This is a genomic window from Rhodopirellula sp. UH5, from assembly GCF_056839225.1.
Genome location: NZ_CM166390.1, coordinates 631,033 through 646,352, shown reverse-complemented (window position 1 = coordinate 646,352; position 15,320 = coordinate 631,033). Strand labels below are relative to the sequence as shown.

Genomic DNA, 15,320 nt, shown 5'->3' with positions numbered 1-15,320 from the left:
CCAGGACTGATGCGTACACGCTCGCCCCTTTGGCCAACGGCCAAACTCATGGCTGCCCGCCCTCCCCGCTTGTGATGCCTCTGCATCTCTGCATCTCTGCATCTCTGCGTCTCTGCGTCTCTGCGTCTCTGCGTCTCTGCGTCAAAATCATTGCGACACTCTGCGTTGCCCAACGGGCTAGCACCAAGGCCAACTGCCAAACCGATGCGTTTCAATTTCACACCGGGCGATCGGCTCGCCAGGACGCCGCGATCAGAAACACGGCCGCGACGGCACACAGCAACGTTGCCGGTCGATACACGCCGACTTGATCGTGTGCAACACTGAACAGGTAAGGACCAATCGCGGTCCCCGCGACGACGATCGACGTCGAGAACCCCGAGATCGCACCCAGGTGCATGCGACCGAAAAAACGAGGCCAGGTGACACCCGAAATGATGCCGAACATGCCTTGCATCAACCCCATCCCCAACACGACGAACACAACGGAGATGTTCGCGTCCAAGAACGAGAGGCTCAACGCGAGGATCAAACTGCCAAGCGATTGCACCATCGCGAGGTATTTCAATTTGACAAAGTCGCTGAGCCAACTGCCGACGAATTCGACCACCACGCTGACGAATGCCGCGGGAACAAAGATCGAAACCGCCCGGGCACGTGACATCCCCGCGTCCGCAAAAATCGACACGACGTGGAACGAGAACGCTGTCAGCAACAATCCCGACAACACCACACTGAAAGTGAACACCCAAAAGCTGTACGTTCGTCGGGCTTCCGACAGTGTAAAATCCCGTCCACTCAACGTTTCCGCGTGTGCTTTGCGATTCTCCTTCGCAAACGGTCCGTCGGGCAGCATGCCGTGTTCCTCGGGACGCGATCGGGCAAAGACCACGGCGAGCAGCGAAAACACAGCCACGATGATCGCGATCGTCTGCCATGCCCAGGCCCATCCGCCCCGCTGAATCAACCACTCGAAAAACGCGGGCGTGATTGAAAAGCCAAAGGCAATCGAAATACCGATGAACGCCAGCGCCATCCCACGCCGCTGTTCAAACCACTCCAACACCATGTTGCGAGACGACAACGTCAGCATGCCTTGCCCGAAAAATCGCATCGCAAAGAAGCCGACCGTCAGGACAGCAAACGCGACCCCATCTCGATAGCTCGCTGGCAACGCGGACGCGACCACTCCCGCGATCTCATTCGAGAAACTCATACCCACCAAAACGATCGACAACATGGCCGCGGATCCAGCCGACACCCATCGGCCACCCAGCCGATCGTAGTATCGACCCGCGCGGCTGATCAGCAATGCGCTGCCAATCGTCCCGGACAAATAGGCGAAACTGATCCAACTTCGCGACAACTCATGTGCCTCGATCAGAAAATCCGTGAAAACCGAAACACCAACGGTTTGTCCCGGCGCACTCGCCAAAACGCCCAGCGTTCCACACACCAACACCACCGTTCCGTAAAAGAATGGCACCGCAGATGGATCGAAGGGAAAATTCGCGAACCTTGAACGCGTGGGGCGTTCGACATCGTGTTGGTCAGATTTCATACACTTGATCAATGCATCGAATTCGAAGCGATGCATTGGATCGTCCCCCAGCAACGATGTCAGCGGGGATTGACAGACAGGCCACCCCAACCGACCGAAGCAACCCAAACCATCGCCCCAATGATCCCCCGCATGACGCGTCCTCCCGTAGGCCATGTTCCACATCGCAACCCAGCCAATGCTTTGGAACAAAGCGAGGTGTGATCACAAACCGACCATCCATCATGATGGCGAACCCACCGGCCAGCCACCATCGCCAGGTACAACCTGGCCTACGTCTTCAATGAAAGAAAACGATGACGGAACCAACACGCGATTTGCGATTTTCATGAACGACAAAAGCAAACCACATTCGAAACCGGATCCGTTCCAACCACCACATACGATTCCAGATGAAGGTGAGCGAAAGTCAGAAAGCCGTTCCCTCGCACATGCCTTTTTCATCGGTTGTCGCAACGGATTTTTCTGGTCGCTCATGGTCGCACCGCCTGTCGCTTGGTTCGTCGCTCCGGTGGTCCCGCGTCATCGAACTCCTGATTCCGAAGGCAACCTCCCAAGTTTGCTTGAAGAGTTCGGCTGGCTCGGAATGATCGAAAGAATCGCTCCTGGTTTGGTCGGCATTTCAATCATTTGGACCATCTCGGCGGGCCTTTCCTCGCTGATCGATCATGCACGCCAACAGCAATCCCAAGCGAGCAATCAGAACCCAACGAAGGAGTGACAATCACAACGACTCCTGCGTCGCACTTTCCTGGGCAACCAGCCCCCTCCGCCGGGGAAGACACATTACAATGCCTGTTTGTCGTCTTTCGACTTGGCGTCCTCCTCATTGTCTTGGCACCTGGAATCGTTCATGGAAATTCTTCTCAACATCTTGGCCATGACCGCGATGGCCGCCAGCGTGATCGGCTGGCTCTGGATCACGGTGATGGCTTTCAGCGAAGGCGAAATTCTCTGGGGCCTTGGGTGCTTGATCATTTCGCCGCTCTGTTTGATCTACGGGTTCCTGAACTACCAAGAACTGAAGATCCCGGTCCTGATGCTCACAATCGGTTTCATCGCCAGACTTGGGGTGGGAGCAATTGCGTTCGCAACGACCTAAGAAGACGTCCCGTACAAGCCTGACGCAGCCAAGCTTCGAGAGCCGCCAGGCACCTCACCGGACGGTTCACGCGATTCGGCTTTCAACGTGAACGAGGGGGCGAGTTCCACTGCATTCATGCGTCGAAGGATGGAATCCATGAACCAGCTGCATCACTGCTTTCGTTGTTGGCTGCGTGGCACCACCTCTCGGAAGGTTGCCTGGACGTTGACCCTGGCGTTGATTGCATTGATTTTCACGGCCGGGATTTCGGTGATCGCGCTGATGGATGCCAACGTCTTGCCACGTTCCATTCCCCTGCTGTTTGCAGTCCCGCTCGTTTTCACTGTCTTCGCCTTGGCCGCGATCGTTTACTCGCGAAAGTTTCCGTTTGCACTGCTCCTCAACATTCTTTGCTTCGCTGCATTGAAGTGCTTGCTGATAGCACTGTGCTTTTTAATATTGGCGTTTTCATCGGCCGATGGCTCCTCTCGGCACATCGATCGAGTGGTTGCCCCCAGTGAGCTGCATGGCACTTGGACGCCCACCGAACAGACGCTGAACTTCTTGTTCCTCTCGGAGCAGTACTACTTGGGTGGCGAACCCCACTTCATCGAGCTGAATGCAGATGGCAGTGCCCGATTCCAGTCGTTCATGGATGGGGCCAGAAATCGCGAAAGTCGATTTGGTTTTCTTCGCAGCGAAGGAACCTGGGAGTTGGTTCCTCAAGAAGCCGGAAACAGACATTCCCACCAGCGAGTCGAGCTGACACTGAATGATTCACTTTGGCCGACAACACAAAGTTACTACCTAGCAGAACGCGGCGGCCGGATGTTTCTTTGGACGTCCATCGGCGATCCATTTGCACCTGACTACCTGGAACACGAGCGGGTTCCAACCAACGCGCCCTGATTGACGATCGTCCGCTGTTAAGCAGGTCGCACGCGTCATTGCTCCCACATACAACCCAGGCGAACGCCCACACGGCTCACAAGGTTGTGTCCGATGACTCCTCCCCACCTGCTTATTGACCACCTTGCCTAGCTCAGCGACGCGAGATGCATGCGAGCCAACGGAAGGTGACGAGTCCCCAAGCAGGACTCGCCACCTCAGCCACGAAGGTCGGCGTGCTATTTCGCGGCGACTTGCGTGTCATCCGACGCTGTGTCTTTGACATCGAACCGATCAAGGTTCATGACCTTTGTCCACGCAGCCACGAAGTCCTGAACGAACTTTTCCTTCGCATCTTCGCTGGCGTAGACTTCCGCGATCCCTCGCAACTGCGAATTGGATCCGAAGACGAGATCCACTCGGCTGGCCGTCCACTTCACGTTGCCCGTTTCGCGATCACGTCCCTCGAAGAAGTGCTCGCACATCGGTGACTGTTTCCAGACCGTGTTCATGTCCAGCAAGTGGACGAAGAAGTCGTTCGTCAACGCACCGGGACGTTTGGTCAATTTGCCCAAGTCAGCGAGCGGACCGGCACCGGCGTTGGTATCCAGAGCACGCATGCCACCAACCAAGACGGTCATTTCAGGTGCGGTCAACGAGAGCAAGTTGGCTTTGTCGACCAGCATCTCTTCAGCGGGACGGTCTGCGTTGTGACCTTGATAGTTGCGGAATCCATCCGCGATTGGCTTCAGCGGTTCAAAGCTCTCCACGTCGGTCATCGCCTGCGTCGCATCGGTTCGCCCAGGGGTGAACGGGACTTGGATCGCATGTCCCGCCTTCATCGCCGCGGCTTCAATTCCGGCGGAGCCGCCCAAGACGATCAAGTCCGCCATGGAAACCTGTTTCCCGTCTTTCCGCGACCCGTTGAACTCCTTCTGCACGGCTTCCAAAGTTGAAAGCACCTTTGCCAATTCAGCGGGTTCGTTCGCGTCCCAATCCTTCTGCGGAGCCAAGCGAATGCGAGCCCCGTTGGCTCCGCCACGCATGTCGCTGTTGCGGAAAGTCGAGGCCGATGCCCAGGCGGTGGAAACCAATTGCGAGGACGACAATCCGGTCGCCAGAACTTTCTGCTTGAGCTGCTCAATCTCTTTCGTTCCGATCACATCGAAGGTGGCTTCGGGAACCGGGTCCTGCCACAGTTGTGGTTCAGGAACACTGTCCCCGAGCAATCGCGAGACCGGGCCCATGTCACGGTGAGTGAGCTTGTACCACGCTTTCGAAAACGCTTCTTCAAACTGCTCTGGATTGTCATGGAAACGACGGGAGATCTTCCCGTACGCCGGGTCCATGCGGAGAGCCAAGTCAGTCGTGAACATCATCGGTGCGTGTGATTTCGATGCGTCGTGGGCATCCGGCACGGTGCCCTTGGCGTTCTCATCGGTGGGCGTCCACTGCCAAGCACCGGCGGGACTCTTGACGAGTTTCCACTCGTAGCCAAACAGGTTTTCGAAGTAGCCATGCGACCACTCGGCCGGCGTCGATGTCCACGCACCTTCCAAACCGCTGGTGATCGTGTCGCCTGCGTTCCCGGTTCCGTGCGTGTTGATCCACCCCAAACCTTGCGCGGCCAAGCCTTCGCCTTCCGGTTCGGGCCCGACGTTGCCTTCGGGAGTCGCCGCCCCGTGAGATTTGCCGAACGTATGACCGCCAGCGATCAAGGCAACGGTTTCCTCATCGTTCATTGCCATGCGAGCGAACGTTTCGCGAATGTCCTTGGCCGCCGCGATTGGATCGGGTTTCCCGTTGGGACCTTCCGGGTTGACGTAGATCAATCCCATCTGCACAGCCGCCAAGGGGTTTTGCAGGGCTCGATCATCGCTGTAGCGTTTGTCACCCAGCCAGGTTGTTTCCGGTCCCCAATAGACATCCTTCTGTGGTTCCCAAACGTCTTCTCGACCGCCAGCAAAACCAAACGTTTCGAAGCCCATGTCTTCGAGAGCGCAGTTGCCAGTCAACACCATCAAATCCGCCCAAGAAATCTTGCTGCCGTATTTCTGCTTGATTGGCCAGAGCAATCGGCGGGCTTTGTCCAGGTTCGCATTGTCAGGCCAACTGTTCAGCGGTGCGAAGCGTTGCGTGCCATCGGATGCTCCGCCCCGGCCATCCGAAACACGGTAGGTCCCGGCGCTGTGCCAGGCCATGCGGATGAACAAGGGCCCGTAGTGACCGTAGTCAGATGGCCACCAATCTTGCGAGGTGTTCATCAATTCCTTGATGTCCGTTTTGACCGCTTCCAAATCCAATGAACTGAACGCGGCGGCGTAGTCAAAGTCCGCCCCCATCGGATTGCTCTTCATCGAGTTCTGATGCAGCATGTCGAGGTTCAATTGGTTCGGCCACCAATCACCGTTGCCCATCGCTCCGTTGACCGTGTGCCGATTCGGACCAGCCGGGTTGCCCATCACGGGGCACTGACTGATCGCGTCGGCTTGCGAAGTGGAAGGTGCAGCTCCGGTCCCCTGCGCCATCAACCCTGCGGTGCTTGAAGCGGCCAAACATCCAATCGTCAGCGCGAGCGGTCGAATCGACACGGGGCTGCGATACAGTCGTCTCGCGAATTGCCGGCAGACTTCGGCCGTCGTTGGTTGTTGGGTTGTCTTGTTGTCGGTGGAGTTCATGGTCCGCGTCCTCAAAAAAAGTTGCAAACTGGTCCCGAGCTGAATCACTTCGGGAAGGTGGGGCACATCTCTAGTATCGGGCGGCGAGACGAAACGTCCAATGCATTTACTGCATCTGGTCCATGCACGGAACGCATGACACGCCCATGCCTGTAGGGAGCAGAATGCCGCAACACCGCGTCGGTACGGGAAAACGCCATGCAAAACTGCTCCGGACGCTCAAAATGCACTATCATGCGACCTCCATCGCGAAAGCGATCCCGCCTGTTTGCCACCCGCCCCAACCTCGTTGCGTTTTGACCGATTCAGTGGATCTTTTCCGCTGAACTGGACATCCGCCGGAATGAACGCCGCGACGAATCTCTCACCGAATAGAAGCTGCATGCCACGGCCAACGATGATCTCCCATGCCCGGTCCCTCCTCGCATTCCCAGCCTTCCTGGTGGGCACGCTGATCTGCATCACTGGCGTGGCCCAGCGACCGCCGACCGGTGTGCCCGCAGGAGTGGAAAAGATCCTGCGAATCGAGCCTCGCACTGGAAATGCTCGCAACAGCGAAGGTGACTTTGTCCGGTTGAAAGACGGACGCTTGCTGCTGGTCTACACCAAGTTTGTCGGTGCAGGAGACCATGCTCCAGCGGAATTGGTATCGCGCGTGTCAAACGACAACGGCGTGACCTGGACCAAGGAAGATGTGCCGGTGATCGAACGTGGTGCAGATGACTCGAACCTGATGTCGGTCTCACTGTTGCGATTGCAAGATGGTCGAATCGGGTTGTTCTACATCCGCAAGTACGATCCGACGCCCGAAGCCAATCATTTGTTCTTGAATGACATCTTGATGCGGACCAGCTCCGATGAAGGTGAAACTTGGTCCGATCCAACTCGGATTGTTCCGAAGGAAATCCCCTCCTACCAAATTCTGAACAATGACCGTGTGATCCAACTTCGCAGCGGGCGATTGGTCGCTCCACTCGCGGTTCACTATCAAGTCGGTTGGCCCGGTTATCGAAAGTCGGCCGAGATGGTTTGCTACCTATCTGACGACGGAGGCGCAACGTGGCAACGCAGCAAGAGTGCGTTGTCGTCGGAATCCTTGGCACAGGAACCCGGCGTCGTCGAACTCAGCGATGGTCGACTGATGATGTTCTGTCGCAGCGGTGATTGCCAATTGCTCTCCTATTCAAACGATCAAGGAGAGACTTGGTCGGAGCTGACACGATCCTCCTTCACTCAGCCCACGGTTTCCCCCGCCTCAATCGAACGGATTCCATCGACGGGTGACTTGTTGATGCTGTGGAACAACGGCGACGACGACTTGGCCAAGAAGCAACCCGTCGGACGCCGCCCTTTCACCGCCGCGATCTCAAAGGACGATGGCAAAACGTGGCAAAACATTCGCAACGTGGGAACGGATCCGGAAGGTTGGTACTGCTACACCGCAATCGAGTTTGTTGACGATCATGTGCTGCTGGCGCACTGCGAGTACCCAAGATTGAATTCGTTGCAAATCACGCGAATTCCGGTCTCGTGGTTCTACGAAGGCGACGAGGTCTCGACCACTGACGGACAGAATGCCGAAAACTTGAACACGGACGACCTGGACTATTCGGTGTCACTGGAAGTCGCCGAGGAAGGGTTTGAAGGCAAGGAGTGCTGGGTGCACGCCCGTGTCGGTGTGATTCCCACACAGAACAGCGACCCTACCGCGGTGATGACCACCCAGAAGTTGTTGCTCTCGGGGTCGGATGTCTTCTATCGCTTGCATGAATCTCGCCAGTCCGCGGGTTCTGACACCTGGTCGAAACTCAGCCCCATCGATTCGTTTTCTCGCCAAATGGTTCAGCGTGACATCATCCCTCGCGGTGGTGAAGGCTCCCAAGACTTGCTGCAAGAAGGCGATGAAACAACCGTTTGCGATTTCGTCCCCCAGTGGCATGCGGCAAGCCAGCGTTTGCTTGGGATCGGGCAAACGGTTTGGTACCGAAACAATCGTGTCATGCATGTACGGCCTCGCGGGATCGCCTACGGCGTAGTCAACCCAGAGAATCAAACATGGAACGATTGGAAAGTCGTCGAACTACCCGACGAGCCACGCTTCCGCAACGCTGGTTCCGGCAGTGCCCAGCGAGTTGACTTGCCCGGCGGAGACGTCCTGGTTCCCGTTTACTGCAAAGAGCCCCACCAAAAGCAGTTCTCGTCGATCATTGTTCGCTGTCGTTTCGATGGTGAAACGTTGCACTACATCGACCATGGAAACGCATTGACCATCCCGGTGGACCGAGGTTTGTACGAGCCCTCGTTGACCCACTTTGACGGGCGATTCTACTTGACGCTCCGGAATGACCAACATGGTTATGTCGCCGTCAGCGATGACGGTCTGAATTTCGAAACTGCCCGACGCTGGACGTTCGACGACGGTCAAGAACTGGGCAACTACAACACCCAGCAACACTGGGTGACTCACAGCGACGGGCTGTTTCTCGTCTACACGCGTCGTGGGGCCAACAACGACCATGTGTTTCGCCACCGGGCGCCGCTCTTCATCGCCCGAGTCGACCCAGACAAGCTGCAGGTCATTCGATCGACCGAGCGAGTGTTGGTTCCGGAACACGGAGCCCGACTGGGCAACTTTGGCGTCACTCGCTACTCAGAGAATGAGACCTGGGTGACGGTTGCGGAATGGATGCAACCAGCGGGAGTTGAAAAGCACGGAAGCAACAACCGAATCTACATCGCCAAACTGAAATGGAACCAGCCGAATCAGCTTGCATCGCAGAAAAGCCCACCGGGAATCAAAGCAGATCCTACCGCGTACAGCCAGCCACCGAAGAGCCTGGCGGACGAGTTCGGTGCCTACCGATCCCCGCTGATCTTTGACGACGGGACGCAGGTCACGAAAGCCAACCAGTGGCCTCCAAGGCGAGAAGAGATTCGCTCGCGGTGGGAATCCATGCTGGGCAGATGGCCTGCGTTGATCAGCGATCCCCAAGCCAGAATCATCGACACGACACAAGACGATTCACTGACGAAGCACACCGTTGAATTCCATTGGACGCCAAACGAGAAGACAACCGGGTACCTTTTGATCCCCAACACAGAACGGTCCGAAGCGAATGGTTTGCCCGCCGTCCTGACGGTCTACTACGAACCCGAAACAGCGATCGGACGAGGCAACCCACATCGCGATTTCGCCCTGCAGTTGGCTCGCCGAGGTTTCGTGACTCTTTCGATTGGCACGACGGAGGCAACGCAAGCCAAAACGTATTCGCTGTACCATCCGTCCATTGACGATGCCTCGGTGCAGCCGTTGTCGATGCTAGCCTGCGCTGCTGCGAATGCTTGGCAGGTATTGGCAGATCGCCCCGAAGTTGACTCAAATCGGATTGGCGTCGTGGGCCATTCCTTCGGCGGAAAGTGGGCGATGTTCGCGGCCTGTCTTTCCGAACGATTTGCCTGTGGTGCCTGGTCGGATCCCGGCATTGTGTTTGATGAATCGATGTCCGGCGTGAACTACTGGGAACCTTGGTACCTGGGGTATCATTCGCGACCGTGGCGCAAACGGGGGCTCATCACCGCCGAAAATCCGGCCCGCGGTCTGTACCCAAAATTGGTGGCCAAGGGTCACGACTTGCACGAACTGCACGCGTTGATGGCACCGCGACCGTTTCTGGTTTCCGGCGGGTCGGCCGATCCCATTCGTCGTTGGGAAGCCCTGAACCATTGCGTTGCCATCAACCAGTTACTAGGTCACGATGACCGCGTGGCCATGACGAATCGCCCGGATCACTCGCCCAACGCGGATTCCAACTCGGTGATCTTCGCCTTCTTCGAAAGACACCTGGCGACGAACAAGCAGCCGCTCTGACGAGTCCGATCACTGAACTCACACAAGGGACTCGTTACCTCGTCCACTACGGTTGCGATCGCACTCCGTAGCCGGATTCGCCAAGAATTCGGACAGCGACACGTCCGCATGACGCCGACACGTTTTGATTCAATTTGAAACAGTCCCATCGGGCCTGCGAAGGTATTGTGTCATGGACCGAAAGTCAGCCCAACGCTGATTCACGACCGAACTCCGTAGCCGGATTCGTCGAGAATTCGGACAGCAACACCGAACTCTGTAGCCGGATTCGCCAAGAATTCGGACAGCAACACAAATCCCGTGGTGCCCTCGATGTCTCGCAAGAAAACCATGTTCCTTCGATTAACTGTCTCAGCAGTCGTGATGACCGTTGTGTCATTGGGATCGATCATCGGTTTCGCCCAATTCCGTTTGCGATCGGGAGCGACCGGCGAAAGCGTCTCGGTGAAGCACAACGGTTTGGATCGCGAATACCGAATCCATGTGCCTGAGAATCTGCCCGCCGACGCCAAAGTCCCGCTGGTCGTTTGCTTGCACGGCGGAGGCGGCAATTCGCGAACGGCTTCTGTCATGGGGCTGACTCCTGTCGCTGACCGCGAAGGATTCATTGTCCCTTATCCGAACGGGATCGACAAACACTGGAACGATGGCCGCGAATCCCCCATGTTCGCGGAACACGACCAAACCATCGACGATGTCGGCTTCGTGATGGATTTGATCGAACGGGTGTGCAAAGAACATCCCATCGACCGCAACCGAATCTTTGCCACCGGCGTGTCCAACGGTGGCTTCATGACTCAGCGTTTGGCGATCGAACATTCCGAAACTTTCGCTGCCGTCGCGGTGGTCATCGCGACGATGGGAGAACCGCTCAGCAAACAGTTTGAACCGAAATCACCGGTTTCGATCCTCTACATGAACGGCACCGAGGATCGACTGGTCCCCTACGATGGCGGGCCGGTCGCCAAGCCTCTGACGAATCGTTTCAACCAAGTCAAAGGACACGAGGACGCACCGCGAGGAATTGCGATTTCAACGGATGAAGCCGTCTCGTTGTGGGTGAAGCACAACCAAACCAAACCCGATCCGAAGATTGAATTGATACCGGACACCAACAAAGAAGACCACTCTCACATCGAAAGCAAACTTTGGGAGGGCGGCGAACGTGGCACTGCCGTGATGCTGTACAAAGTCATCGGCGGTGGACATGGTCTGCCTGGCGGTTCGCAGTACTTTCCCGCTCGACTGATTGGGTATTCCAACCAAGACGTCAAAGGCTTCGACCTCATTTGGGACTTCTTTCAAGAGCACGCTCGGCAACCCCAAGCCCGCGCGGACAAAGCGGAGCGTTGAATCCGCCCCGACGTCAAAGCATAACAGCCCCGGCGACTTGGATTCGCTGCATTGCCGTGTCACCTGAACACGTTGAGGCTCATGACATGCGATTCATCCGTCACAACCAACCGGATCGTTACGTCTTGGCGTCAATGCACCAATCCGCACGTGAATACTCGTTCTCATCCAATCATTCCGTGACCCACGTTTCCAACAGCAAAGCTGTTTGCTGGAACGTAACGCGTCAGTTGAATGATGGAAGAAACCCCGATGAATTGCGAATCTTGCGGTGCCCCTGTCTCACGAATGGGACGATCCGGGCGCTATTTCTGTGACTACTGCTCCCGCCTCGCCGTCACCACTCCCCTCGCGAATTCCAGCGACGGACTCGTTTTGACTGGGACGTTGTCGGACACACCCTGCCTGACCTGCGACGACACACAGTTGGAAATCGGCTCGATCGACACCCATTCCATCGAAGGCTGCCGAAAATGCCAAGGCGTCCTTTTGAATCAAGCCACGTTTGCGACGCTGGTTCGAGAGCGGCGAAAGTCCTACCTGGGTCCCGATCAAACCGGAGAGTTCGACCCCGCTCTGGATGGTCCCAGAGATCACCACTCGCGATTGGCGTGCCCGAAGTGTTGCCTGTCCATGGACTCCTTTTTCTATGCCGGCCCCGGACGTGTTGCGATTGACTCCTGCAGCCGATGCGAAACCGTCTGGCTGGACTGCGGCGAAGTGACCTCCCTCGCCGAAGCCCCCGGACTGCGCTGAGAACGCCCGCCCATTGGCGTCCTCTCTCGTGCACGCGTGCTGGACGTCGACCTCGACCCGAAAAAAGGTCGCGCAGTTTTGAAGTGCTTTGCTCGCTACAAATTGAGAACCTCGCCCATTGGCAACGGGCTCGTCGATTTTGCTGTCGGTTGGCCACTCTTGGCCGACATCCGCAACTTGGACGAGCAAGAGTGCCCATCCTACCGGCGTTCAAACCTCGTGGACGACCCAATCGACAAGCCGCAGCGGGAGGGGTCGGACAACGAGCGTTCAGTGAGATTTCCCTGGGGAGGGTAACACGCGCCACTTCCCATGTCCGGCCCTCACCCTCGCGTACGCCTGATCGGCGTCGCTCGATGAAGAATGCGTGATTTCTACCATTCGACGGCGTCTTCCATCCGACTGAAATCGCCGTTAGCGAGACATAACGGCAGCGAGGCACCCTCCATTGACGAGGCTACCAATCTCGAGGCTCGCCAAACGCTCTCTGCTGTGATTGGTGATGCACTTTGCATGGCGGTCCCCATTGGATCCTCGCCATTGACTCACTGCGCAAACGACCGACAGTCGCTGTCCAAGCACGTCGGATCCACCTCGAACCCAACGCAATCCAGTTTGCGAACTCGCTTCCACACACAATCCTTTCCGGAAACCTTATGTTCTCCCGAAGAAACCTGTTGCACGCCAGCGCGGCACTTGGAGTTGGATCGTTGATCAGCCCGCCCGCATCTGCCCAAGCGTTGAAAATTCAAATGTCCACAGGCGAAGTCATGAAGACCAAGGGACAGGTTGATACCAACGAAGCGCTGCCCACCAATCCCCCAGACGACGACCGACGTTATCGCCCGACATCCCGAATGGGACTAGGCGGACTCGCAGCCGGAAATGGATTCAACACCATTTCGAATGATGAAGAAATCCTCGCCATGCTGAACGCAGCCTGGGATTCTGGGATCCGGTACTTTGACACCGCACCGTTTTACGGTCTGAGTTTGAGTGAACGGCGGTTTGGAGATTTGCTCCGCAACAAGAAACGGGAAGACTATGTTCTGTCGTCGAAGGTGGGGCGTCTCCTGACACCCTCGGCAGAACCATTGCCCAAACGATGGCACTGGGCCAACCACTCTCCCTTTCACTACCGATACGACTACACGGCGGCGGGAACGCGTCGATCGGTCGAAGACAGCCTGCAACGCATTGGTGTCTCCTCACTCGACATCGTCTTCATTCACGACCTCTCACCTCAGAACAGTGACTTTGGTGCAGACTGGCTCAAGTACTTTGACGAAGCCGCCAAAGGCGCCATGCCAGAGCTCACCAAAATGCGTGAGGAAGGCATCATCAAGGCCTGGGGATTTGGCATCAACTCTCCCCACGCGATCCACAAGGCGGTGGACATTGCCGATCCAGACATCTGTTTGTTGGCACTTCAGTATTCGATTCTGGAACATCAAGAAGCCCTGGAGAAAACGTTTCCGCTCCTGGACGAGCATGGCATTTCTGCTGTGGTCGGAGCACCACTCAATGGCGGCTACTTGGCAGGACGAAACCGCTTCAACTATTCCAGCCTGATCCCAGATGCAATGAAGCAAAAGTTCGCGGCAATCAACGAGGTCGCGAACAGGCACGGGATCGACATCAAGACCGCAGCTCTGCAATTTGCCGAGGCTCCCTCGACGGTGTCCGCCATCATCCCTGGTGCTCGAACGGCTCAACAGGTCAACGAGAATGTGGCTGCGATGAAAGTCGATATTCCCGGAGCCTTCTGGGACGAACTGAAATCGAAGAAGCTCATCGCCCAGAACGCGCCCACGAAGGCATGAGACCTTGGACTACTCTTCGATCCGGTAGATCGCGTCGGCGGTTCGCATGATCAGCGCGTTGCCATCGACGGCTGCTGAGGCAAGCGTGCGTTCGCCGAGATCGTTTTCCGCCAGGACCTTGTAATCGGGGCCTGTCGCCACGACGGTCGTCACGCCAGATTCGTTGGTGTAATAGATCTTGTTGTCCACCAAAATCGGTGACGAGGAAAACCCACCGCCCACGCGTTTCTTGTAGACGATGTCGCCGGTTGCCGCTTCCACACACATCGCGATTCCATCGTCACTGACCGAGTAGATGAACTCGTCGTCGGCGAGCATCGATGGGGTGTGGGGCACATTCTTGTTGAGCGACCATTTCAGATGCGTGTCGGTGACATCACCTGATCCAGTCGGATCGATCGCCAGCATGCTGGGCGTGTCGTAACTGGTCGACAAATAGACCAATCCGTTGTGGTAGATCGGTTTGGGGATCACGGAGTATCCCGAGTAACGCACTTGCCAAATCACATTGCCGTTGGCGGGATCAAGTGCCAACACACAATCACTGCCGGGCGCGATGACTTGTTTCTGCCCATCGACCACAATCGTCAACGGGGTGCAAAACGAAAACTTCCTCTTGGCGTCGATGGGACGTTTGACTTCCCACGCGATCTTGCCCGTTGCGGCATCCAGTGCAACGACCTTGGGATCGCTCGCTCCGTCGCACGTGAAAATCAACTTGTCGTCGACCAACACCGGAGTGCCACCGTTTCCATGGACCGGTTTGAAGAACAGGTCGCGGTTCCTCCAAATCAGTTTTCCATCGAGATCGACACACGCCGTTCCTTGATATCCAAAGTGCACGAACACGCGGTTGCCTTCCACGATCGGCGTGGGGCTGGCATGGGAGTTCTTCTTGTGAATCCTGGCACTCTTCTCGGCGGTTTGCTGCATGAGTGGAACGGACTTCAACAGCTTGCCACTGTTCGCATCGAGAACGATCAACGTCAGATCAAATTCTGTCTTGCTCGAATCGGAATCTGAATCCGCAGGTATCGCCGCCGAAACGAAGATCCGCCCATTCGCAATCACGGGAGACGACCAACCCTCCCCGGGCAACTCCGTTCGGAAAGCAACGTTCTTCTCGGGTGACCATTCCGTTGGGACGCTGGCGTCCGCGTCTGCAATTCCGTTGCCCGATGGTCCTCGGAAAATGCTCCATTCCTCTGCATGGGCGCGGTTGTGTGACGAATCAAACGCAACAACGCTGGCAGACAACAGAACGATGCAAACGGCAAGGTTGCCGAACCGGGAATGGATCATGGGAAGT

General features: G+C 56.7%; 11 protein-coding genes. 7 read left to right on the top strand and 4 right to left on the bottom strand.

The genetic code is table 11. The annotated features are described in order from the left end of the window. Positions 1 to 217: 217 nt before the first annotated feature. The gene (locus UH5x_RS02360) at positions 218 to 1,561 is read right to left on the bottom strand and encodes an MFS transporter (protein WP_482634569.1); all 1,344 of its coding nucleotides are present in this window, start codon (positions 1,559 to 1,561) and stop codon (positions 218 to 220) included. Between the two features lie 475 nt (positions 1,562 to 2,036). Here UH5x_RS02360 and UH5x_RS02355 point away from each other — a divergent pair, with 475 nt between their 5' ends. The 3 genes from UH5x_RS02355 to UH5x_RS02345 all read left to right on the top strand — a co-directional run bounded on the left by UH5x_RS02355 (position 2,037) and on the right by UH5x_RS02345 (position 3,554). After that, the gene (locus tag UH5x_RS02355; protein ID WP_482634568.1) at positions 2,037 to 2,282 is read left to right on the top strand and encodes a hypothetical protein; all 246 of its coding nucleotides are present in this window, start codon (positions 2,037 to 2,039) and stop codon (positions 2,280 to 2,282) included. Positions 2,283 to 2,414: 132 nt separating this feature from the next. Beyond that, complete coding sequence (locus tag UH5x_RS02350) at positions 2,415 to 2,663, top strand: hypothetical protein (protein WP_047816140.1); 249 nt, start codon at positions 2,415 to 2,417, stop codon at positions 2,661 to 2,663. 138 nt (positions 2,664 to 2,801) lie between these two features. After that, positions 2,802 to 3,554 (top strand): hypothetical protein, encoded by a 753-nt coding sequence (locus UH5x_RS02345; RefSeq protein ID WP_482634567.1) that lies wholly within the window; start codon positions 2,802 to 2,804, stop codon positions 3,552 to 3,554. A gap of 218 nt (positions 3,555 to 3,772) precedes the next feature. On the opposite strand, the gene katG is transcribed toward UH5x_RS02345, so the two are convergent. Next, the gene (gene katG / locus UH5x_RS02340; protein ID WP_482634566.1) at positions 3,773 to 6,211 is read right to left on the bottom strand and encodes a catalase/peroxidase HPI; all 2,439 of its coding nucleotides are present in this window, start codon (positions 6,209 to 6,211) and stop codon (positions 3,773 to 3,775) included. Between the two features lie 382 nt (positions 6,212 to 6,593). Here katG and UH5x_RS02335 point away from each other — a divergent pair, with 382 nt between their 5' ends. Then, a complete protein-coding gene (locus UH5x_RS02335; RefSeq protein WP_482634565.1) occupies positions 6,594 to 10,079 on the top strand; it encodes an exo-alpha-sialidase in 3,486 nt (1,161 codons plus the stop codon). 200 nt (positions 10,080 to 10,279) lie between these two features. Here UH5x_RS02335 and UH5x_RS02330 read toward each other — a convergent pair whose 3' ends face one another. Next, positions 10,280 to 10,411, bottom strand: a complete 132-nt coding sequence (locus tag UH5x_RS02330; protein WP_482634564.1) for a hypothetical protein — start codon at positions 10,409 to 10,411, stop codon at positions 10,280 to 10,282. Here UH5x_RS02330 and UH5x_RS02325 point away from each other — a divergent pair. The 3 genes from UH5x_RS02325 (at position 10,410) to UH5x_RS02315 (ending at position 14,011) form a co-directional block, all read left to right on the top strand. Beyond that, positions 10,410 to 11,432: a CE1 family esterase gene (locus tag UH5x_RS02325; RefSeq protein ID WP_482634563.1), complete on the top strand. Its 1,023-nt coding sequence runs from the start codon at positions 10,410 to 10,412 to the stop codon at positions 11,430 to 11,432. The two genes, UH5x_RS02330 and UH5x_RS02325, sit on opposite strands and share 2 nt — an antisense overlap. A gap of 252 nt (positions 11,433 to 11,684) precedes the next feature. Further along, a complete protein-coding gene (locus tag UH5x_RS02320) occupies positions 11,685 to 12,188 on the top strand; it encodes a TFIIB-type zinc ribbon-containing protein (protein WP_482634562.1) in 504 nt (167 codons plus the stop codon). Positions 12,189 to 12,940: 752 nt separating this feature from the next. Then, positions 12,941 to 14,011, top strand: a complete 1,071-nt coding sequence (locus UH5x_RS02315; protein WP_482634561.1) for an aldo/keto reductase — start codon at positions 12,941 to 12,943, stop codon at positions 14,009 to 14,011. Positions 14,012 to 14,020: 9 nt separating this feature from the next. On the opposite strand, the gene UH5x_RS02310 is transcribed toward UH5x_RS02315, so the two are convergent. Continuing rightward, the gene (locus tag UH5x_RS02310) at positions 14,021 to 15,313 is read right to left on the bottom strand and encodes a PQQ-like beta-propeller repeat protein (protein ID WP_482634560.1); all 1,293 of its coding nucleotides are present in this window, start codon (positions 15,311 to 15,313) and stop codon (positions 14,021 to 14,023) included. Positions 15,314 to 15,320: the final 7 nt, after the last annotated feature.

Bases quoted from the DNA above. Each gene is read 5' to 3' on its own strand.
- UH5x_RS02360 (WP_482634569.1), bottom strand. From the start codon at position 1,561: ATGAAATCTGACCAACACGATGTCGAACGCCCCACGCGTTCAAGGTTC.
- UH5x_RS02355 (WP_482634568.1), top strand. From the start codon at position 2,037: ATGGTCGCACCGCCTGTCGCTTGGTTCGTCGCTCCGGTGGTCCCGCGT.
- UH5x_RS02350 (WP_047816140.1), top strand. From the start codon at position 2,415: ATGGAAATTCTTCTCAACATCTTGGCCATGACCGCGATGGCCGCCAGC.
- UH5x_RS02345 (WP_482634567.1), top strand. From the start codon at position 2,802: ATGAACCAGCTGCATCACTGCTTTCGTTGTTGGCTGCGTGGCACCACC.
- katG (WP_482634566.1), bottom strand. From the start codon at position 6,211: ATGAACTCCACCGACAACAAGACAACCCAACAACCAACGACGGCCGAA.
- UH5x_RS02335 (WP_482634565.1), top strand. From the start codon at position 6,594: ATGCCACGGCCAACGATGATCTCCCATGCCCGGTCCCTCCTCGCATTC.
- UH5x_RS02325 (WP_482634563.1), top strand. From the start codon at position 10,410: ATGTTCCTTCGATTAACTGTCTCAGCAGTCGTGATGACCGTTGTGTCA.
- UH5x_RS02330 (WP_482634564.1), bottom strand. From the start codon at position 10,411: ATGGTTTTCTTGCGAGACATCGAGGGCACCACGGGATTTGTGTTGCTG.
- UH5x_RS02320 (WP_482634562.1), top strand. From the start codon at position 11,685: ATGAATTGCGAATCTTGCGGTGCCCCTGTCTCACGAATGGGACGATCC.
- UH5x_RS02315 (WP_482634561.1), top strand. From the start codon at position 12,941: ATGTCCACAGGCGAAGTCATGAAGACCAAGGGACAGGTTGATACCAAC.
- UH5x_RS02310 (WP_482634560.1), bottom strand. From the start codon at position 15,313: ATGATCCATTCCCGGTTCGGCAACCTTGCCGTTTGCATCGTTCTGTTG.